Here is a 20,478-nt window from a genome sequence, read left to right as displayed (position 1 = left end):
AAATTACTTCGCTTCCGAATCCCCGGTCGAGTTATCCACCGCTTTTGCATCCCAGTAAAATTCACTGAAAACATCGGTAAAGGCATCAACGGTCAAATACATTTCCTCGAAAGTATTATCGACACCGCCAATTTCTATGAGCATGGCATTGCTTGACAAATCCTGATTGTATACTCCATTCTGTCCCGCCCCGCCCTGTTTCATAACCCCTCGTGAGATACCCGGGTATTTTTTCTCCAAAGCTTTGTGAAGCTTATTGGCAAGCGCCGCATTTTTTTCAAAGTTCGGATTATTCCCCCCGATCACGAAGGCGATCTTGGCGTAATCTTTACCGTTAATGTTAATGGTCGTATGTTTTTTTCGTTTAGAATCACGATGGATATCAATCATATATTCTAGATCTTTGTTGGTAGCCAACGCAGTCTGAACGGATTTACGAGACTCTTGATAGGATTTGGCATAATTCAATCCTTTATTATTGAGATTTCCCATGATATCCGTTTTATCGAGCGAGGAGCCAATCCCCTTATCAGCCATATCCTCAACCATCCGTTCCCCAAGTTTCGTAATATTGATTTTAGAATGGTAGGCTAGGTCCGGATTGGTCACTCCTTTTAAGTATGGAAGATACGATTCCCGATTATGGCTATGGTAAATCTCGACCACTTTCCGTCCATTGGTCGTTTGTTTCGGCTGATTGGCCGCTCCTTTTTCCGGTTCTTCAATCTCATCCAGGTTTTGCAGGGATGCATCCCTCTCTTCATTCAGGACATCTACTGGCGGCGAGGATTCATATGGCATATTCGTATAATTCGTTCCTTCCCCAGCAACGAGGATCTCATTATCAAAAATCGAAAAGCCAGGCAATTCCCTGCCAAGTAAACTTCGCGGGTCCTCGAGAGAAATGTTTGTCGAAACTTTTATCAATTGATTCGTGATCACTGATTCCTGTTTACCTTCCGGCAGCGCATTAAAAAGATAATGATTTTCATTGGCCAGCATCGAGAACAGCATTTTCCCCGAGAATTGGTTGGCTACAGTATGTACGGAATTAGAAGATATCCGATACTCCGGTCTTAGGGAAGTCATGACCCCACTGACTGAAAAAATAAAAAGAAGCAAGGCGAGAATACCTAGAAAAGTTTTTATTATTGTTGATCCATGAATGGCTGTTATGATTCCTGGGGAATTTCTTCTTTTCATCCTTCCACCCTCTCTACAGCTTGTCTATTAATACCTATGACTTTGCTAGAAAGGGTAGAACACCATTTTTGGGCACTGAAAGTGATTTAACGGGTGTAGTAGCCGGCATTATCTTGATTTATGGAATGATGCAAGGCTGCATTTAAACCATTGGCAATCAAATTGGCCATATCCTCAATGAAAACATCAACTTCTTTCGGTGTAACCATTAAATTTTGGCCAAGCGGCGACAGGACCTCATAAATCAATTTCCGCTTCTCTTCATCAGGGAGGACACCTATCATTCCCATGAAGGTTTGGCGTTCCTTTTCACCCGGCATATCCTCTTCGGTCAGCTTTGTGCGCTTCCCAAAACTGAATCCAGCGGGTGCCAACGAACGTGATGGTCTGTCCCCTTCATTCAATTCCTTGCCAAAGTGCTTCAAAATATAATCTATCGTATCGCTGGCAATTGATACGGCATCAACAACGGTAGGTATTCCAATTGCTATAACAGGAACTCCCAGTGTTTCCTGGCTCAATTCTTTTCGTTTATTTCCAACACCAGAACCTGGATGGATGCCTGTATCCGTAATTTGAATCGTCGAATTCACCCGATCGATCGAACGGGCAGCCAATGCGTCAACGACGATCAGGAAATCAGGTTTACTTTTTTCGATGACTCCTTTTATGATGTCACTCGTCTCGATTCCCGTAATCCCCATCACCCCGGGGGAAATCGCACTGACCGGCCGATAACCTTCCTTGACGGACTCCGGCTGCAATTCGAACAAATGTCTTGTGACTACAAGGTTCTCAACGACTGCAGGCCCAAGAGCATCTGGAGTCACATTCCAATTACCAAGACCAACAACTAAACAGCTGCTTTCTTTGGTGATTTTATTCCGTTTCAAAAAATAAGCCAGTTCGTTGGCGAACACCTTTTCCACCCTTTGCTGCGTATCCGTGTCCTGCTGGCGGATTCCCTGCACTTCAATGGTCAAATAGCTGCCCTGCTTCTTGCCGATTTCTTTTTCACCCTCGGCGGTGACCTCGACTAAGGATACCTTAAGATCATCCACATCTTTTTCCTTAATAATGACCCCTTCAATACGGGATACATCCACTTCCTCTACAACACCTTTATGTTCAAGGGCAATTTCCTTTGCTTCAATCGCCAAATCTGTACGAATTCCGTATTCACTAAGGTCCAAATTATTTTCCATAACGGCCTCCTGATGTTTGAATTGGATCTAATCTAGTATTTTCAATAGTCTCTCTTAAACATTCTGTCATTTTTGCTTTTTTATTATTCATTTTTTTGGTACAATGAATGATGACGAGATGAATTTATTCCCGAAATTATAATTCCTTTTCGATTCTCAATCTGAAGTATTGCATATTTATGAGCAGTCTGATAGAATATCACTTGTGCTATTTGATATGGATTTGAAAAGTCGAGTTCATATAATCTCGATTTCTTTGTAGGAGGTGAACGGAATGCCAAACATTAAATCTGCTATTAAACGTGTGAAAATTAACGACAAAAAACGCGTTCATAACATTACTGTTAGATCATCTATGCGTACTACAGTGAAAAACGCTGAAGTTGCATTAGCTGGTGAAAACGTTGAAGCTGCTAAAGAAGCTCTTTTAACAGCTGCTGTGAAATTAGACAAAGCTGCATCTAAAGGATTAATCCATAAAAATGCGGCAGCCCGTAAAAAATCTCGTTTAGCGAAAAGACTTAACGCTCTTAACGCATAATGACAAAAAATTAAACGATCCAATCGGATCGTTTTTTTTGTGCCGTTTTTTCATAAAAAAGGTGACAGGATATCTGCCACCTTTTTTATCATCTAATTTTTAAAAGCAGCAGTTCAAGCGTGATCGCCTTATCGGCTTGACCGGTCTTCATTTTATAATCCGCTTCCGCTAAGTCGTTCATGATGCTCAACAGCTCGCGTTCCTGGAATTTCCCCGTCTTTTCAAGTGCCAGCTTCACCCTGTAGGGATGCACCTTCAGTTGACCTGCAATTTTTTGCTGGCTATACCCCTGACGGGAAAGCTCCTTCACTTGATACATGAGCCTGACCTGACCTGCCATTACACTCAAGATCTTGATCGGCTCCTCATTCTGCCTAAGGAGATCGTGCAGTATCGTCATGGCACTCTCCATCTTTCGCTGTAACACATGATCAACAAGCGTGAAGATATTCTGTTCAAGGGATTTAGCGACCAGCTTTTCCACTACTTCGATCGTAATTTGTTTATCAGCTTCTGCATAAAGCACCATTTTATCTAGTTCATTCGTCAGCATCATCAGATTCGTTCCTGCAAGTTCAAGTAAAAGCTCTGTAGCCTGTTCATCTATTTGGACTGAAGAAGCTTGGACCCTCTCCTTCACCCACCCCTTTAACTCATGATCACCAAGCTTCTTCGCTTCAACGAGCACTGCCTTACGCTTCAGTTCCTTGGTGATTTTTTTCCGTTCATCCAGTTTCTCATAAGGCGCAGTCAATACGACAATAGAATAAGGAACCGGATCAGCCAAATACGCTTCCAGCCTTTTCACATTATGTTCAACTCTTGACTTCGTTTTTTCAGCTGTCAAAAAAAATGGGTTTTGCATGAAAACAAGACGCCTTTCCCCGATAAACGGGAGGGTTTCGACATCATCAAGCGCAGTTTCAACTGGCGTCTCTTCTAAATCAAATTGAGAAAAGTTAAAATCCATCTCATCTTCGTGTAGGACATTTTCGATCAATAGCTGCTTCGTTTCATTAATTAGATAGGCTTCCGTCCCATATAACAAGTACACTGGCGCGAATTGCCCTTTTTTTATACTTTTCCATACGTCTAATACCAATAGAATCCGCCTCTTTACTATGTATTCTCCTCTAATGGTATAGGTGGATGGACCATTTGACAAGCTATAAAGGGAACTAGCCCTTCAATAGGGCTAATTCCGGATCTATATGAACACTTTCAAGGAAGGCCCGGGTAATCTCCCTTGAAAGCGGGTAGAGTATCAAGTAGAACATTCAGCTTTTCTTTTTCGCTTGCTTTGTTTGTACTTTTATTTTGACCTCAAAATCCCAAACTATTTGTGACAACTCTTGTCAGTAAAGGAAATGAAGGAAGGAAGCCTGTAGATTTTTTTTTGGTAATGTTTTATACTATTAGCAGAAATAGGAGGGGTAAATAATGAACGAATTCGAAAAGAATGTTCAATCAAAGACAGATGACGTCGCAGATTCCGCTATTGGATTCATCGGTTCTTTTGTATTTTTCGCTGCCATGTTCACCATAGCTGTCGTCATTAAAGCTGTCGGATCCTGATTTCATTAACTGCATGCACTTATTTTTCCTGATGGAGGCTGCTGCTGCAGTCTCTTTCTTTTTGATTTTCTACATACTATGGGAGAATCTTCCGAAAGGTTCCACTGCTTTTGTAATACTTGTAAATAATAGAACCATCCTCGTCCGTCCTGAACACCTTTATGCCATTTTCCTCCAGATTCCCCATTACGTCTCCATGAGGGTGGCCGTAGCCATTATCTTTTCCAACTGAAATAAGCGCCGCTTTCGGCTGTAGCTGTTCAAGGAAGGGCGTGGAAGAAGATGTTTTACTGCCATGGTGCCCCACTTTCAAGATATCCGCCTGCAACTGCGGAAATGCGTTCAATAGTTCCCTTTCCCCTTCTTCTCCCATATCGCCAGTTAATAACCATGACAATCCCCCAAGCTCCGTGAATAGAACGATGGATGAATCATTCTTGTTTTCTTCTTTCTCATATGGATTTAGCACGGCAAACGGCGCTCCGCCCGCCACCCAATGGTCCCCCCTTTTCAGGACGGTCATTTTCATTTCTTTATCTCTTGCCATGGACACAAAATCCATATCCCTGTAATGCTCTTCACTCCAGCCTCCAATGATGATCTCCCTCACTTTAAAATTTTCAATTAATTCTTTTGCACTTCCCATATGATCTGCATCCGGATGGGTTAAAATGAGTTTGTCCAACTGATGGACCCCTTTACTTTTCAATAATGGAATAATGATATCATCCGCAGTATTGAACTTCTTTCGCTTTTTTGCCCATGTGTCAATTGGAAATGTAATTTGCCCACCCGTATCAATCAAATAATTACCGTGATTGAATGGCAGGATAATTAAAATGGAGTCACCTTGTCCAACGTCGATGATCTGCACTTCACCAAAAGGTGAGAACCTTTGTAAATTATATTGCAAAAGTAAAAGGACAATTAATATGCCCCGCCAGATTTTACTTTTTTCAAAAGATACATCCCAAGTCAGGTATAACCCTAAAAGGGAAATAACAAGTAATGCCATCATGATGAAAGCTGGTTTTCCAAACGGAATGGAGGCCAGTGGCATATCCGATGCTCCATCCGCGGCTTTATTGCAGAGTACGAATGTGAAATTCAATAATGATATGAGGGGTTGTCCCAAGGAAGGCAGTACTATATGAATGAGGAGGGAAATCAGTGAAAATGGCAGCAATATGATGGAATAAATCGGAACATACAATACGTTCAGAAACACGCCTAGAAGGGATACTTCAAAAAAGTGAAAAAGCAAAATCGGAAGGGATGCCAATTGGCAGATGGAACTGATGATGAATAGCTGCGTTGTTTTCTTCGGATATTGCAAGAAAATGCTTGAAGACATGATAATGGAGAAAGTGACTGCGAATGAAAGCTGAAAACCTATATCATAGAGCATATTAGGCCGAAAAAACAATAGTGCCATATATGACGTTCCGATTGCGGCACCCGCAGAGATCGGCTTCTTGAATAGCAGGAGTAGAAAGAAAAGCATAGCCATCAAACAGGATCTCACCACTGATGGACTGGCACCTGAAAGTAACATGTAAATAGGGAGGAAGACCAAGATGGCAATCATCATTCTTTCCCGCGTAATCCCAACCCTGATGCCGAAGTAAAATAACATCCCCGTTAAAAAACTGACATGAAGACCGGAAATCGCCAGTAAATGAACCAAACCCAACCGCTGATAATGAGTAAGGTCGCTTTCATCTATATATGTCTGGTCGCCGAATATGAGAGCAGTGACAAAACCGCTGGATTCTTCCGGAAAATGTTCCCTGATATACGCCATTCCCTGGAGGCGTAAATTACGAATCGAAACTGGAATCGAGTTTCCATCCTCTTTGCATTCTTGAAATGAAATGGAATCCGCTTTGAATATCCATTGGACGCCTTGGCGCAAAAGATAACGCTGGTAATCGAAACTGTTTTCATTCCTGCTTTGGTCAGGAAGTTGCAATGTCCCTTCAGCCGGACATGATAAACCGATGCGCAGAAACTGACTCAGCTTTTCCTGTTCCAATTCGGAGGTGATTTTATAACGAAGCACTAGCCGTTCGCCTTTCTCGCTGCCCACGAATCCTTTCAATGAATTTCCATCTATATTCGGTTGGCCGGTAAAGGTGATGATAAATTGGCTTTCCGTGCCATGATAGGCAGTTTTATTTCGATGATCGGAGAAGGAGGAGGCCCCTAAAAATATCCCCATGATCACCAAATGAAAACTAAGGGCCTTCACACTTAACCCCACCGAAAAATATAGGAAACAGAGAAAAATGAAGATAATGATCAGCAGCCTTGCATGTAAATAAGAATGGGCCGTAACACCAAATGTGGCCGAAACGGCTAGTAAGATAAGATGTCTAGCCATGCCTGCCCCTTCCTATTTAATTTTCAAATATCTGATTGGCCTGCTTTTCCAGCTCCAATACAGCTTCTTTTCCCAGGCCTGTTCGTTCAAGTTGAGTTAGCAATGAGAATACAAAGTCCTTTTTTTGCTTTCCATTAACGTCGATGGCCCCTTTTGCTTCAACCTTCTCGGTCTTGACACCAGCTTGTTTAAATAATTCCAGAGCATATGGATGATTTTTGTAATCTTCCGCATAATAAACAGCCTTGATGCCAGCTTGGATGAGTGATTTACAGCACTGAAGACACGGAAAATGCGTCACATATATTTCTGCCCCTTCAGTAGGCACCCCAAATTTCGCGCATTGTAAAAGTGCATTCATTTCTGCATGTATCGTTCTGACACAATGATTATCAATTACATAACAGCCGTCATCAATACAATGCGTCCCTCCCGCAATGGACCCATTATATCCCCCTGCAATGATTCTGTTGTCCCTGACGATCGTCGCCCCTACAGTGAGGCGTGTACACGTGCTTCTTAAAGCTAATAAATGGCTTTGCGCCATGAAATATTGATCCCAACTAATTCTGTTCATGCTGTATCCCCTAACCACTAGAATGTTTTTCTTCAATTTTACCCTCTTCCCGCCCATTTGTGTAGCATATTTCAATCATTCATTCATTTCACCAAAATGGAATCCCGTAACCTTTCAAATGTTTTATCGCCGATTCCCGTTACCTTCTTCAATTCATCGGCCTCTTTGAATTTCCCTACCGTTTCCCTGTATTCCAGGATTGCATTCGCTTTGGATGGTCCAATTCCCGTCAAGGTTTCCAATTCTTCCTGTGTGGCTGTATTCAAGTTCACCAGTCCTCCTGACGTCCCCTTAGCTGCGGCTTCACCAGACAACCCGACTTGAATATTCTCCATGTACCCTTTGCCTTCTTCACCTATTTCCGGAACATAAATGACCATTTGATCTTCGACGATTTGGGCGAAATTCACTTTATCCTTATCAGCCTTTTCCGTAAAACCGCCCGCAGCCGAAATCAAATCAATTACCCGTTCACCTGACTGTGCAGTAAATATACCTGGGGAATTGACCGCTCCTTTAACGTCTACCTTAATGATCTCAGGGTCGGCAGGCGTTTCCTTTTCATTTTGTTCGATTTCAGCTTCTTTTGCAGCAACGGAAAATATATCTTCCGTATCAGCCGGACCCTCACCTTGTTGCAAAAAAAAGTAAATGCCTGCTGCCATAAATGTCACGGCAACAGTAATCATCGTCCTTTTCCTTTTTAAGATCCCTTCCATTTCTTTCCCTCCTTGTTGGATTTCGCACAATACATTGTCATAGGACAGAATAAAATTACATAGTGTTTTTAGGAGTATCAATCGCTTTAAGTGAGAGGAGTTGATCGGAATTGAAGAAAATCGGTGTTATCGGAACCGGAAATATGGGTACCATTTTAATCGAGGCTTGGCTGGAGGCAAAGATATTGAATCCGGCAGATCTAATCATTACAAATCGCACGCTTTCCAAAGCATTGGTGTTGAAAGAGAAACACCCTGGTATTAAGGTTGCTGAAAGCGCAGTCGAAATCGTCCAAGAAGCAGACTTTATCTTTCTTTGTGTAAAACCATTACAAATTAACAGCCTATTACAAGGCATCAAACATCATATAAAAAGGGATCAGCTGGTTATTTCCATCACAAGCCCGGTTTCAGTCTCCCAGCTTGAATCGGCAGTGAATGCCCCCTGTGCCCGTTTTATACCGAGCATAACGAACCGTGTGGGTTCAGGGGTATCGTTACTGAGTTTCAGCGAAAGCTGCAGTAAGGATAAAATGTCAGCTTTATATGATTTGGCCTCCGCCATTTCGGCACCGGTCATCATTGAAAATGATATCACCCGGGTAGCTTCAGATATCGTCAGCTGCGGTCCTGCCTTCTTCAGCTATTTAGCACAAGCTTTTATTGATGCGGCTTGCGAAACGACGAAGATCGATAAAAAAACCGCTACGACTTTGACTGAAAACATGCTGGTTGGCTTAGGGGAACTGCTTGGTAAAGGAGTTTATACATTGCCGACATTGCAGGAAAAGGTTTGTGTAAAGGGTGGAATTACGGGTGAGGGGATCAAGGTTTTAGAAGCTGAAACCGGGGAAATGTTCCATCATCTTTTTCAAGCGACACATGAAAAGTTTGCAGAGGATTTAGACGAAGTTGAAAAGCAGTTCGGCCATCCTTATTAATATTCGTGATCCATAACTCATTTCCTTCTTAAAATAAAAAAAGAAGAGGTCAGACCTCCACTCGAACGTGTGATGTACGCCGGAGATGCTGACCTCTTTATTATTTGCTGGCTACAAACAAGATTCTTTCGGTTTCCGTTGCAAGCGGTGCTTCTTCAAGATCCGCCATTATTTCAGAAACCGTAAAACCTGCTTGCTCCAACCACTTTTTATATTGTTCAACCGGATAGGTCCGTTGATAATGCAACTCATCAAAACGGTCATACAGACCGCTTTCATCGTCCCTTACGAAAAAACTTAAATCATGTTCCACACTGTAAGGCTCTTTACCTTGGAAGCAATCCCATATATAGGATACTTCTTCACCATTGACAGCAAACGTATTATCACGAAAGATTTCTTCCATTTTATAAATGGAATGGATATCAAACAAGAATAATCCGCCATCCTTCAAATGCTCATGAACCCGGCTGAACGTCTTGACTATATCCTCTTCATTGCGAAGGTAGTTCAACGAATCACAAAAAATCGTGACACAGTCAAATTGACCAAGTCCCTCGAGTTCTGCCATATTCTGCTGGAAAAGCGGAATTGATAATCCAAACTTAACCGCTTTTTCATTAGCAACAAGAAGCATTTCGTCCGATAAATCCACGCCAGTGACTTCGAATCCGTGTCGCGCCAATTCAACGGTCATTTCCCCGGTTCCACACGCTAAATCCAGGACTTTCCTTCCACCAATTCCATACTGTTCCAGCTTCGCCGTAAGGATCATCAGCCATTTTTCATAAGGTGCGTCCTTCATCAATTCATCGTATACATAGGCAAAGCGTCCGTAAGTCATGAAGTCAGTTCACTCTCTAGATCTTCAAAAGGTGCATCTCCCCATAAACGTTCGAGATTATAGTAGTTCCTTTCATCTTTATGGAATATGTGGGCCACTACATCGCCAAGATCCACAAGGACCCATTTCGCCTCGTCAAAACCTTCAAGACGTTTTATATTGATTCCAGATTCATCAGCCTTGCTCTTCATTTCACGAGCTATTGCTTGTACCTGTTTTTCAGAATTACCGTGGCAAATCAAAAAGTAATCCGCTACAAGGGAAATTCCTTGCATGTTCAATGCCACGATATCCTCCGCTCTTTTATCATCCGCCGCTTTTGCTGCAATTACAAGAAGTTCACGTTCAGTCATTACATCTTCTCCTTCAAATTCATGATCAAATCATTATATGTCTTAAATGTGTCAGGGTAAATGGCCTGATTTCTTTTCATTAAAAAAACAACTGTATTCCTTAAAGCCTGGATGACAGCATGATCCAAATTCTGCTTTGCCGTCTGCCTGACTTCGTCGACACCGGGAAAAGAACGTCCCGGCTCAATATAGTCAGCAAGGTATACGACTTTATCCAAAAGGCTCATGCCAACCCTTCCAGACGTGTGATGGGCAATGGCATCCAATATTTCAGCGTCCTGAATGCCGGCTTCCTTTTTCACCAGATAAGCCCCGACAGGAGCGTGCCACAGCTCCATATTGTATTCAAGTAACGTCGGGTCCATTTTTTCAGCGATTATAATTTGCTCCATTTCCTCTTTCGGGCGAAATTTTGCATAATCATGGAAAATGGCTGCCAGTTCCGCTTTTTTGACGTCGGCACCATACCGTTCAGCAAGATCAATCGCTGACTCGACCACTCCCAAGGTATGAATGTACCTGCGCTCGGTAATCTGTTCTTTGACCAGCGCCAATGCTTTCTCACGATTCATATAAACCATTCCCTTTAATATACTTCACCACTGGATCTGCTATTAAATATTTCACGGTTTTCCCCGTTCTTAACTTCCTTCGTATCATGGAAGACGAAATGAACATTTGGGGGACTTTCACCATCGTGATTGGGTATACGGTCTTTTCATTATATCCAGGGCGCTTCACCCCGACGAAATGGACCATATGCACCAGCTCGTCGATACGGTGCCAATTCGGTAAGTACTCAATCATATCTGCGCCAATTATGAAATAGAACTCATTGGTTGGCTCAAGTTCTTTCAGCAATTTTATTGTGTCATACGTATAAGATGTGCCTTTTCTTTCTATTTCAATACCCTCAATATAAAAAGATGGGTTTCCGGCTATCGCGTTTTCCAACATGGCCAGCCTGTCCATATCGGAAACTTCCTCCGATTTTTCCTTGTGTGGAGGAACGTGATTTGGCATGAACCTGATTTCATCTAACTCGAGGGCATCCAGCACTTCATTCGCTATAATTAAATGCCCGATATGCGGAGGATTGAATGTACCGCCAAGAATTCCAATTTTTTTCATAGATAGGTTCCTTAAGGTAATTTAAGTTGTTTGTTTTCTTTTGATTCTTTATACAGCACAATTGTGTTGCCGATAATCTGAACCAATTCCGCCCGTGCACCTTTTGATAAAGAACGTCCCACATCATTGCGGTCCTCTTCACAGTTTTGCAGGATGCTGACCTTGATTAATTCACGTACTTCAAGCGCCTCACCAATTTGCTTGATGAGATTATCATTGACGCCGCCTTTACCAACTTGAAAAATTGGATTGAGGTGATGGGCCTTTGATCGTAAAAATCTTTTCTGTTTTCCTGTTAACATGTGTTACCTCCTAGTTTGTTCAAGACAATATCTGTCATTCTTGCTGTATCCGGCATAATGCCTGTCCATATCTCAAATGCGAGCGCGGCCTGGTTGATGAACATCCCCAGACCATTTTGCGTTTCCGCCCCTTTTTCCCCAGCTTCACGCAGCAGCTTGGTTTGCAGAGGGTTATAGATGATATCACTGACAATTGCACCGGTTTTAAGCTGGTCGACCTTTAACGGGGAATGATCCAATTCCGGACTCATTCCAGAAGAAGTCGTTTGGATGATTAAATCATATTGTGATAAGCTTTCTTCCGCTTCGATAATCGAGAGTGCCTTCGATACTTTATCATATGGGCAATCAGAAACAAGCTGGGCTGCTCTTTCCTTTGTCCGGTTTGCAATATCAACTTGCTTTACCCCTTCATTTACGAGGGTAAAATAAATCGCACGCGCAGCACCGCCCGCTCCGATCACTAACGTTTTTTTAGCCTTGATGTCACCTGATATTTCATCGCATAAAGATTTGAAAAATCCAATTCCGTCTGTATTATACCCTATAAACCGACCATTTTTGTTAACAACCGTATTTACAGCCCCGATTGCAAGGGCCAATTCATCCACTTCATCAAGGAAAGGGATGATTGAAGTCTTATGAGGAATCGTGATGTTAAACCCTTCTATACCAAGGGCTTTCATGCCTTTCACGGCATCGTTCAAACCTTCTTTCGTCACATGAAAATGGTGATAAACCGCTTCTATATTTTCTTTTTCAAATGCATCATTATGAATGTCCGGTGACATCGAATGTGCAATTGGATCTCCCATTACCCCATATATCTTTTTCATAGCTAGACGACCCCTATATTTAGATTAATGATTTGCGAACGATCACATTGACGCCCTTTGGAACATGTGCAACGATTTTCGCTCCTGGCTCATTGACCGTCACCCAGCCAAGACCAGAAAACACAATATCCATTTTACCATCTTTCAAGGAAAATTCATGTGGAATCAGCTTCGGAAACTCCTCGATTTGTTCTGGCCGTGGGGGCGTCAGTAATTCCCCGGCATGGTTTTTATATAATTCATCGGCATTTTCCAGTTTCGTACGGTGAATATTCAATTCATTAGAAAGGTAGCAAGTCAATGAACGCCTACCGCCTGAGACATAGTCCAACCGGGCCAGCCCCCCGAAAAATAGCGTCTGCCCTTCATTCAATTGGTACACTCTCGGCTTGATTTCCTTTTTCGGCATAATCACCTTGAAGTCCCGTTTGTCCACATAGTGAGCCATTTGATGATGATTAATGATTCCTGGCGTATCAATCAATGCCTGGTCATCATCCAAAGGAATTTCGATCATATCCAAGGTAGTCCCGGGGAAGTGGGAAGTCGTGATGATATCACCTTCACCGCTCACTTCCTTTATAAGACGGTTGATGAAGGTCGATTTCCCTACATTCGTACAGCCCACCACATAGACATCTTTACCTTTCCGATACCGCTCAATTGCATCAGCCGCTTCAAGGATGTGCTTTCCCTTTTCCGCACTGACAAGCAGGACATCAATCGGGTTAAGACCCAATTCCTTGGATGATTGCTTCATCCAATTGATCAGCTTGTTCGGTTTTACGGATTTTGGCAATAAATCAACCTTATTTCCGATCAGAAGAACATCATTCCTTCCTACAAATCGATGCAGGCCAGGCAGCCAGCTTCCATTGAAATCAAAAATATCGACGATTTTGACGATCAAAGAGTCGGTTTCGCCTACTTTATTCAAGATTTTCAAGAAGTCATCATCTGTTAAGGATACATCCTGAACTTCGTTATAATGTTTCAATTTAAAGCAGCGCTGACAAACGATGCTCTCTTTTTCCAGAGCCGATTTTGGGGCAAAGCCCAACTCCTTCGGATCTTCAGTCTGGACCTTGACACCGCAGCCGATGCACACTAATTCTTGATGATTGTTCAATTGTGATCCTCCCATTCTATCATTCCTTTTCGTTTAAAAAACGCCATGATCTTTCTTTCAAAATAACGATTGATCCTTGTTCTGAATTCGTCGGTTTGTGCCACAGGAACCACTAAGATCGTATGAAACCCGCCTCTGTTCCCTCCCAAGACATCCGTCAATAACTGATCGCCGATTACCACCGTTTCTTCTAATTTCAATCCCATTGTCTTACGGGCTTTATGGAAAGCTCTTGCCATCGGTTTTCTGGCCTGGAAGATAAACGGAATGTGAAGCGGGTCGGAAAAAGCCCGAACCCGATTTTCATTATTATTGGACACAATCGTCACTAAAATCCCATGATCACGCATATTGTCGAACCATTTGATTAAATCGGGAGTGGCAGTTGGCCTGTCCCATTCAACGAGAGTATTATCCAAATCGGTAATGACTCCCTTAATCCCTCTTTTCTTCAATTCTTGAGGATCTATATTAAAAATGCTTTTAACATGTTCACTCGGCAAAAATAATTTAAGCATATTGGCACCTCTATATTTTCATTAAAATTTACCGTCTCCATCATATCGAATTTTCAGCTCACTTTCAAAAAAAATTAGGAAAGAAGGGCTGACGGTAAAAAAATATCATAATGTATGTTTTCAGATATGGAAAGGCATTTTTTATTAAGGAATGGGAAATTTGCAGGCAGACCCGAACCAAAGAACTATTTATTCATAAAAGATTTCGACAAAAATTTCAATTATTCAACCTGTGGATAACTTTACTAACATTTTCCATACTGATGGGCACCATTCCGTTCACCTTGTAAACAACTTAACCACAGGTTATCCACTTCCAACTGTGGATAACAGAACGATTGTTCTCCACGTTTATTTCTGATACAGTAGGGGTACATCAAGGAAGACTTATCAATATATGCAAGTAAATACCAAATTATTCCTCTTAATCCCTACTGGAGGTGAGCAGCCGTAAGTGGCGTTCTGATGCAAAAACTATCTGATGACCTGTTGCTTGAATCCTATTTTAAAGCGCAGAACCTAAAGTTGAGTACCGATTTCATCCGCCTCATAGAAACGGAAATTCATCGAAGATCCTTAACGCATAAAATCCGATCAATATTTTAATATGAAATACATAGGCTGACATCAAATGTCAGCCTCTTATTTTCATTTGAAGTTAGACGGCCCTCATGAATCCGATTGTTTCACCCACACGGACATCTGCGGGAATGGATATGTTTCCTTCAAGTTCAAAACTTCCTTTTTCAAACAGAAGCACCACTGTGGACCCAAAGCTGAAATAAGAAAATTCCTGCCCTTTTTCCAATTCATCCGATTCATCGGTGATGACGATCGAATTGATGAACATGGCCCCGACCTTCACCATTGCCAGACTTCCCGCTTCATTTTGAAGTTCAGTTATTGTCCGATAATTTTTTGATAATGGCTCTTTTCCATATTTCATCCCCCATTTATTAACGGGGTATGATTTCCTTCCAAGCGTCCAACGTTTGACTACAGCACCCTTGATTGGTGCATGGATCCGATGGTAATGACTCGGGCTTAAGTATAGCACGAGATATTTGCCGCCTAAGTACTTTTCCAAAAAAAGCTCATCCCCGAGCATTTCCTCCATTGAATATACCTTTCCCTTAACGACGATCTTTTTATCAGCGTGTATCTCACCTGAATCCTCGAGAACACCATCCACAGGACAAGCTACCGCAGAAGGAACCGCCGTAATTGGCCTGGCGTCCGCCTTTAACTGCCTTGTAAATAGCTCGTGAAGATTGGCATAGGCTTTTAACTCCTTACCAAATTCCTGTTGATTAAGGTTGAATGTTCTTACATAAAATAAAATTAAGGGCCTGCTCCAACGGGATTGGCTAAAATGCTTTAATAAACCTGATGAATACTGACCATTCGTCAGTTCAATAAGAATGCGATACAAAGACTGAAACAAATAAAACCACTCCAAATTGTAAAATTATTCTAAAACCCCTTGCATAAATTGTGTTAAATAAAATATTATTATATAATAAATACTTATGTTTACTATAATTTGTTTTAATTTGTTTCATTTGAAAGGAGTGAAAAGATGTTTTTATTACACGCCCTAGATCAAACCATTAAAAAAGTGAAAGCACAAACAGCAAATATACTTACTTTAATGAACTTATCCCTTGGTGGATTTGCAATAATTGCCGTGATGCACGGCCAATTGAATTTAAGCCTGCTATTAATCTTCCTGGCTGCCCTTGCAGATCGCTTTGACGGTATGGTTGCACGGAAGTTCAACATTGAATCTGAATTGGGTAAGCAACTTGATTCCATGTGTGACATCATATCCTTTGGCGTCGCACCAGCTCTATTATTATACCAAGGAATATTAATAGAATTCGGAGCACCCGGCACACTCTTCACGGTTTTCTATATTGGCTGTGGCGCATTTCGTCTCGCGCGCTTCAATATAAGTGAAAGCAATGGATATTTTACAGGAGTGCCCATTACGGTTGCGGGTTGCATCGCTACTTTAAGTTATCTAGCCATCCCATATTTCCATCCGGTCTTTTTCTTATCCCTCATGATTATATTATCATTACTTATGGTCAGTCCATTTAAACTGAAGAAAGTTTAAATAAGAAAGCGGATGTCCTAAACCGGACATCCGCTTTTTCGTTCATATTCCTGCCAAAAAAACCATCTCATGCTTTTCGGACTAGTGGATCGGTCATACGCATGAATTCTTCTACATCCTCCATACAGGCATTGACTGCCTCTTCCCAAAAATCCCGGGTCTTTAAATCGACACCTAAATGTTTCTCCGCCAAATCCTCGACCTTCATGGAACCGGTATCCTTTAATAGAGCGATATATTTTTCTTCGAATCCTGCAGGTTCCTTCAGGGCATTCGCGTAAATGCCTAATGAGAATAAGTATCCGAATGTGTACGGAAAATTATAAAATGGTACACCTGTAATATAAAAATGGAGCTTTGAAGCCCAGAACGTTGGATTATAATCACTTAAAGCATCACCATAAGCTTCTTTTTGGGCATCGACCATCAGTTCATTCAACCGTTCGGCACTGACATACCCTTGTTTCCTCTCATCATAAAACCTTATTTCGAATAAGTAGCGGGCATGGATATTCATCAATAATGCCACGGAACGCTGAATTTTATCTTCTAAAAGCACCAGCTTTTCTTCCTCACTGGCCGCTTCCTTCACCGCTGCATCTGCTACGACCATTTCAGCAAAAGTAGAGGCGGTTTCAGCCACGTTCATTGCATATGACCGATTCAATGGATGGATATCCCTCATCGCATAAGAATGGAATGCATGTCCCAATTCATGAGCCAATGTCGATACATTGGATGGGGTGCCCGAATACGTCATGAAAATTCTTGACTGCTTATTTAATGGAAAGCCTGTGCAAAAACCGCCTGGTCTCTTACCTGGTCTGTCCTCAGCTTCAATCCAGCTATCTTCAAAAGCTTTTTGGGTGAAGTTTGCTAATTGAGAGCCGAATTTAGAGAATTGCTGTATGATGAAGCCTGCACCTTCTTGATAATCCATTACCTTGGACTCTGCTGTAACAGCGAGCGGTGCATCCAAATCCGCCCAACTTAATTTATCCAAATCCAGTAACTCCGCTTTCCTTTCTAAAAACCGCACAAGCGGCTCCTTATGATCAGCGATTACATTCCACATGCTTTCGAGGGTTTCTTTTTTCATCCTCCCCATTTCAAGAGGCTCTTTCAAAATATCAACCCAGCCCCTTTTTTCATTCACACTGAGACGGAATCCTGCCAAGTGGTTCAAAGTCCGGGCAAAAAGGTCACTTTTTTCCTCCCAGGCCTGTTCCCACGCAGTAAATAATTCTTTCCGTGCCCTTTCATCAGGATCAGAAAATTTATTGGCCGCTTGGCCTACAGAAAGCTTTTCACCCTTATAAGAGATGGTCATTGAACCGACGATCGTGTCATACATTTGGCTCCAACCTTCGAAACCGTCCATGGCCAATTGGGTGATTAAGGATTCTTCCTTCACGGAAAGCTTTTCCTTTGCCTTTTCCCGGCGTTCATTCAATACGAATTCCAATTCATTCAATGGTTCTTTTTCGAGGATTTTTTTAAAAAACGCATCATCAAGCTGTATCAATTTTTCATCCAGCTTGCTTAACACCATTTTTAGAGAAGCGACTATTTTCATTTGTTTGATCCGCAGTTGACCAGCCTTTTTATCCTGGGCATTTTGAGCTTCCAGGCAACCAATGAAAGCACCTGCCTGTGACGATTTCATATTTGTATTTTTATAAAGATCAAATGCCTGTATTAAACTGATTTCATCATTTCCTTCTGGATGGATCGTGCTTACAAGTCGGTCTAGTTCTTTTACCTCTCCGTTAATTTCATCTAAAAAAGGCAGGAACTCCTTAGAAGAGCTTCCTCCTTTAAAAAAGATATCCAAATCCCACGTCAAAGAATATCCCATCCTGCATGACCCCCTTTTTATCACTAATCCCATTATAGTGGTTAATTCAATATTTTTCTAATTAAAAGGAATTTTCAGTATTTTCATCAAAACATTTTTCTATATCCCGGATTAAAATCATGTTATGATGAATATATTCTTTGGAAAGGGGTGGTTGATTCATATGAAATTCTTTATTCACATGTCTGCCATCATCCTACTCCTTTGGACACTGCCCATACAATTCCATCATCATGCACAGCAACTAACCATTGAAGAAAATAACGATGTTCATCATTGGGATCAGGCAGACAAGAAACAGCCTTTCGTGCCTTCCTTCAGTTCCTGGCAGTCTCTTATCATCCTTCTCATTTTCGAATTTTCCATTTTGAGTTTTCTTTATTTTCACTCAAATCTCCGCCGACGATATCTCAACCCTGTTTTCTTTCAGGCGAATTACGTAGCCTTACGCTCTGACATTTTATAAAAAATAAAATGGAGGAGTGATTCATATGTGGTTCCGACTAATAATGATAGGGGTCCTTTCTTTAACCGCTTCACGCCTGTTCCTTTTTCAGGGTATCGAGATTTATCATGCATTTGCAGATTTGATCCGAAATAAATCGTAAAAAAAGAGTGCGGGGAATTTCCCCGCACTCTTTTTGACTTTCACCATTCCTATCCTTTAGCTTTCTTTTCCTTCTCTTTTTCTGCTCGGTAAAATTCGTGGAACATCTTCATCAAGGCACGTTTTTCGATCCTTGATACATAACTGCGGGAAATGCCAAGCTCTTTAGCGATTTCCCTCTGGGTTTTTTCCTTTTTTAAATCCAGTCCGAACCTGCCTACAATGACTTCCTTTTCGCGTTCATCCAAAATATCGATATACTTTTTCACTTTTTCAATTTCCATATTGAGCTGAATCGTATCGATGACATCTTCCGATTCCGATTTCAGTACATCAATTAAACTGATTTCATTTCCTTCTTTATCTTGACCGATCGGGTCATGCAGGGAAATATCTTTCTTCGTTTTCTTTGTCGCTCGTAAATGCATCAAGATCTCATTTTCAATGCATCGCGCCGCATATGTGGCCAGCTTCGTACCCTTTCCATCCGAATAACTCTCAATCGCCTTTATCAAACCAATGGTCCCAATCGAAATCAAATCCTCTGTATCTTCGCCCGTATTCTCGAATTTCTTGACGATATGGGCAACAAGCCTGAGATTATGCTCGATCAGGATGTTACGGGCATCACCGTCTCCCTCACTCATAAGCTTCAGATATTTCTTTTCATCCTGAGAGGACAAGGGCTGGGGAAAAGCGTTGTTTTTCACATAGGAAACGAATAAGTAAAATTCTTTGATAATATAACCGACAACTGTAAGTATTCCGGGCATTGGTTTCATCCCCCGTTTCTTTGGCTTCCCTATTCATACCTATGCAACAGTGGGCTTGTTCGTGTCTGTCTCACTAAAAGAAATCATGAAAGTGTAAAATGTTCAAACCAGCTTGAATGAATTTCCAAACGAACGAAGGCAATTGTTCATATAATGATAGGGAATTTTTTGAGAAAGGGGGTTTTTAGTATGGGGTATAACTATGGACCATACGGATGGAACTATGGTTATCCGGCTCCTTGTTATGCAGGGTCCGGTTACGGTTTTGGTTATGGCCTTTTCATTGTCCTCTTGATTTTATTGCTCATTTTCGGGTTTTGGTGGTTGCCGGGATTTGGTTATGGAGGATCTGGTCCGTGCTGCTGACTCAGGCAAAGAAAAAAACTCGGCCCGAGTGCCGAGTTTTCCATTTACATATTCATTGCTAACGTTGCATTTCCGAGTTAAACAGCGTCATGGGCATTAATCAACATACCTTCAAATTTTCATGTTCCATCGGCATTTTCCGCTATATAAACATACAGACCATGAATGCTGGCAATTCACCGGCAAATCCGTTAGCCGGTATCCTTCTCCTGCCAATAGCAACGCTTCTCTCCTTTTACGTATAACAAGTTTTTCACCATATTAACCTCCACCTTTCTTGCATTTATTTTTATGAAACGGGATACCAACCTCGTATATTTTTTAGAAAAAAGGGCGATGCTTCATCGCTTTATCTAGATGTTCTTCTCGAATCTTGTGGATTCTCTCCTGTTGCAAACATTCCTCGGCAGTCATTTTTTTCATTTTAATCGTGATTGTGAAAAAAAGCATATTCAGTGTCATGATATCACCTCCTTTAAGGGAGCGGCCCAACAAAAA

Annotated in this window: 24 protein-coding genes; 6 read left to right on the top strand and 18 right to left on the bottom strand. The window is 41.6% G+C overall.

Annotated features, from left to right (window positions below; genetic code table 11):
• Window positions 1–3: 3 nt before the first annotated feature.
• Entirely contained in the window at window positions 4–1,203 is a 1,200-nt protein-coding gene (spoIIP, locus tag IOC57_RS01870) for a stage II sporulation protein P (RefSeq protein ID WP_207437130.1), read from the bottom strand.
• Between the two features lie 86 nt (window positions 1,204–1,289).
• Window positions 1,290–2,408, bottom strand: a complete 1,119-nt coding sequence (gpr, locus tag IOC57_RS01865; protein ID WP_207437129.1) for a GPR endopeptidase — start codon at window positions 2,406–2,408, stop codon at window positions 1,290–1,292.
• A gap of 274 nt (window positions 2,409–2,682) precedes the next feature.
• On the opposite strand from gpr, the gene rpsT reads away from it, so the two are divergent.
• Window positions 2,683–2,949 carry a 30S ribosomal protein S20 gene (gene rpsT / locus IOC57_RS01860; RefSeq protein ID WP_207437127.1) on the top strand — a complete coding sequence of 89 codons (267 nt, stop codon included), beginning with the start codon at window positions 2,683–2,685 and terminating at the stop codon, window positions 2,947–2,949.
• A gap of 88 nt (window positions 2,950–3,037) precedes the next feature.
• Here rpsT and holA read toward each other — a convergent pair whose 3' ends face one another.
• Window positions 3,038–4,051, bottom strand: a complete 1,014-nt coding sequence (holA, locus tag IOC57_RS01855) for a DNA polymerase III subunit delta (RefSeq protein WP_207437125.1) — start codon at window positions 4,049–4,051, stop codon at window positions 3,038–3,040.
• Between the two features lie 338 nt (window positions 4,052–4,389).
• On the opposite strand from holA, the gene IOC57_RS01850 reads away from it, so the two are divergent.
• Window positions 4,390–4,524 (top strand): YqzM family protein, encoded by a 135-nt coding sequence (locus tag IOC57_RS01850; RefSeq protein ID WP_034308559.1) that lies wholly within the window; start codon window positions 4,390–4,392, stop codon window positions 4,522–4,524.
• Between the two features lie 76 nt (window positions 4,525–4,600).
• Here the strand turns inward: IOC57_RS01850 and IOC57_RS01845 are convergent, their stop codons facing one another.
• The 3 genes from IOC57_RS01845 to IOC57_RS01835 form a co-directional block, all read right to left on the bottom strand.
• Window positions 4,601–6,907, bottom strand: coding sequence for a DNA internalization-related competence protein ComEC/Rec2 (locus IOC57_RS01845; RefSeq protein ID WP_207437123.1), 2,307 nt, complete (start codon window positions 6,905–6,907; stop codon window positions 4,601–4,603).
• 16 nt (window positions 6,908–6,923) lie between these two features.
• On the bottom strand, window positions 6,924–7,484 hold the full coding sequence (locus IOC57_RS01840; protein WP_207437121.1) for a ComE operon protein 2: 561 nt from the start codon (window positions 7,482–7,484) through the stop codon (window positions 6,924–6,926).
• Window positions 7,485–7,567: 83 nt separating this feature from the next.
• Window positions 7,568–8,203 (bottom strand): helix-hairpin-helix domain-containing protein, encoded by a 636-nt coding sequence (locus IOC57_RS01835; protein WP_207437120.1) that lies wholly within the window; start codon window positions 8,201–8,203, stop codon window positions 7,568–7,570.
• A 110-nt stretch (window positions 8,204–8,313) separates the two neighbouring features.
• Between IOC57_RS01835 and comER the strand changes: the two genes are divergently transcribed.
• A complete protein-coding gene (comER, locus tag IOC57_RS01830) occupies window positions 8,314–9,144 on the top strand; it encodes a late competence protein ComER (RefSeq protein WP_286184435.1) in 831 nt (276 codons plus the stop codon).
• A 100-nt stretch (window positions 9,145–9,244) separates the two neighbouring features.
• Here the strand turns inward: comER and IOC57_RS01825 are convergent, their stop codons facing one another.
• Genes IOC57_RS01825 through IOC57_RS01790 form a run of 8 tightly spaced genes read right to left on the bottom strand, consistent with a single transcriptional unit; the run spans window position 9,245 to window position 14,257 of the window.
• Window positions 9,245–9,988, bottom strand: a complete 744-nt coding sequence (locus tag IOC57_RS01825; protein WP_207437115.1) for a class I SAM-dependent DNA methyltransferase — start codon at window positions 9,986–9,988, stop codon at window positions 9,245–9,247.
• Window positions 9,985–10,341, bottom strand: coding sequence for a ribosome silencing factor (gene rsfS, locus IOC57_RS01820; protein ID WP_063232984.1), 357 nt, complete (start codon window positions 10,339–10,341; stop codon window positions 9,985–9,987). The genes IOC57_RS01825 and rsfS overlap by 4 nt, the downstream gene beginning before the upstream one ends.
• Window positions 10,341–10,913, bottom strand: a complete 573-nt coding sequence (gene yqeK, locus IOC57_RS01815) for a bis(5'-nucleosyl)-tetraphosphatase (symmetrical) YqeK (RefSeq protein ID WP_207437114.1) — start codon at window positions 10,911–10,913, stop codon at window positions 10,341–10,343. Before yqeK ends, rsfS begins: the two co-directional genes overlap by 1 nt.
• Complete coding sequence (locus IOC57_RS01810; RefSeq protein ID WP_207437109.1) at window positions 10,903–11,472, bottom strand: nicotinate-nucleotide adenylyltransferase; 570 nt, start codon at window positions 11,470–11,472, stop codon at window positions 10,903–10,905. The genes yqeK and IOC57_RS01810 overlap by 11 nt, the downstream gene beginning before the upstream one ends.
• 11 nt (window positions 11,473–11,483) lie before the next feature.
• A complete protein-coding gene (yhbY, locus tag IOC57_RS01805; protein ID WP_207437102.1) occupies window positions 11,484–11,774 on the bottom strand; it encodes a ribosome assembly RNA-binding protein YhbY in 291 nt (96 codons plus the stop codon).
• Window positions 11,768–12,610 carry a shikimate dehydrogenase gene (gene aroE / locus IOC57_RS01800; protein ID WP_207437097.1) on the bottom strand — a complete coding sequence of 281 codons (843 nt, stop codon included), beginning with the start codon at window positions 12,608–12,610 and terminating at the stop codon, window positions 11,768–11,770. The genes yhbY and aroE overlap by 7 nt, the downstream gene beginning before the upstream one ends.
• A gap of 19 nt (window positions 12,611–12,629) precedes the next feature.
• Complete coding sequence (yqeH, locus tag IOC57_RS01795) at window positions 12,630–13,739, bottom strand: ribosome biogenesis GTPase YqeH (RefSeq protein WP_396020743.1); 1,110 nt, start codon at window positions 13,737–13,739, stop codon at window positions 12,630–12,632.
• On the bottom strand, window positions 13,736–14,257 hold the full coding sequence (locus tag IOC57_RS01790; protein WP_034308582.1) for a YqeG family HAD IIIA-type phosphatase: 522 nt from the start codon (window positions 14,255–14,257) through the stop codon (window positions 13,736–13,738). Before IOC57_RS01790 ends, yqeH begins: the two co-directional genes overlap by 4 nt.
• A gap of 465 nt (window positions 14,258–14,722) precedes the next feature.
• Between IOC57_RS01790 and IOC57_RS01785 the strand changes: the two genes are divergently transcribed.
• The gene (locus IOC57_RS01785) at window positions 14,723–14,863 is read left to right on the top strand and encodes a sporulation histidine kinase inhibitor Sda (RefSeq protein WP_034311351.1); all 141 of its coding nucleotides are present in this window, start codon (window positions 14,723–14,725) and stop codon (window positions 14,861–14,863) included.
• A gap of 52 nt (window positions 14,864–14,915) precedes the next feature.
• Here IOC57_RS01785 and IOC57_RS01780 read toward each other — a convergent pair whose 3' ends face one another.
• Window positions 14,916–15,701: a phosphatidylserine decarboxylase gene (locus IOC57_RS01780; protein WP_207437094.1), complete on the bottom strand. Its 786-nt coding sequence runs from the start codon at window positions 15,699–15,701 to the stop codon at window positions 14,916–14,918.
• 135 nt (window positions 15,702–15,836) lie between these two features.
• Here IOC57_RS01780 and pssA point away from each other — a divergent pair, with 135 nt between their 5' ends.
• Window positions 15,837–16,376, top strand: a complete 540-nt coding sequence (gene pssA, locus IOC57_RS01775; protein WP_207437093.1) for a CDP-diacylglycerol--serine O-phosphatidyltransferase — start codon at window positions 15,837–15,839, stop codon at window positions 16,374–16,376.
• Between the two features lie 67 nt (window positions 16,377–16,443).
• On the opposite strand, the gene IOC57_RS01770 is transcribed toward pssA, so the two are convergent.
• Both IOC57_RS01770 and sigK read right to left on the bottom strand, forming a co-directional pair.
• Window positions 16,444–18,234 (bottom strand): M3 family oligoendopeptidase, encoded by a 1,791-nt coding sequence (locus IOC57_RS01770; RefSeq protein ID WP_207437092.1) that lies wholly within the window; start codon window positions 18,232–18,234, stop codon window positions 16,444–16,446.
• 657 nt (window positions 18,235–18,891) lie between these two features.
• Window positions 18,892–19,614 carry an RNA polymerase sporulation sigma factor SigK gene (gene sigK / locus IOC57_RS01765; protein ID WP_034308596.1) on the bottom strand — a complete coding sequence of 241 codons (723 nt, stop codon included), beginning with the start codon at window positions 19,612–19,614 and terminating at the stop codon, window positions 18,892–18,894.
• A 189-nt stretch (window positions 19,615–19,803) separates the two neighbouring features.
• On the opposite strand from sigK, the gene IOC57_RS01760 reads away from it, so the two are divergent.
• Entirely contained in the window at window positions 19,804–19,980 is a 177-nt protein-coding gene (locus IOC57_RS01760; RefSeq protein ID WP_207437091.1) for a sporulation protein YjcZ, read from the top strand.
• A 321-nt stretch (window positions 19,981–20,301) separates the two neighbouring features.
• Here the strand turns inward: IOC57_RS01760 and IOC57_RS01755 are convergent, their stop codons facing one another.
• Window positions 20,302–20,442 carry a YrzI family small protein gene (locus tag IOC57_RS01755; RefSeq protein ID WP_072273247.1) on the bottom strand — a complete coding sequence of 47 codons (141 nt, stop codon included), beginning with the start codon at window positions 20,440–20,442 and terminating at the stop codon, window positions 20,302–20,304.
• Between the last annotated feature and the right edge of the window lie 36 nt (window positions 20,443–20,478).

The sequence above is a fragment of the Bacillus sp. SD075 genome, assembly GCF_017355165.1.
Lineage (GTDB): Bacteria > Bacillota > Bacilli > Bacillales > DSM-1321 > Peribacillus.
Note: the sequence above shows the minus strand (reverse complement) of the source record. Positions and strands in the feature narration are given on the sequence as shown.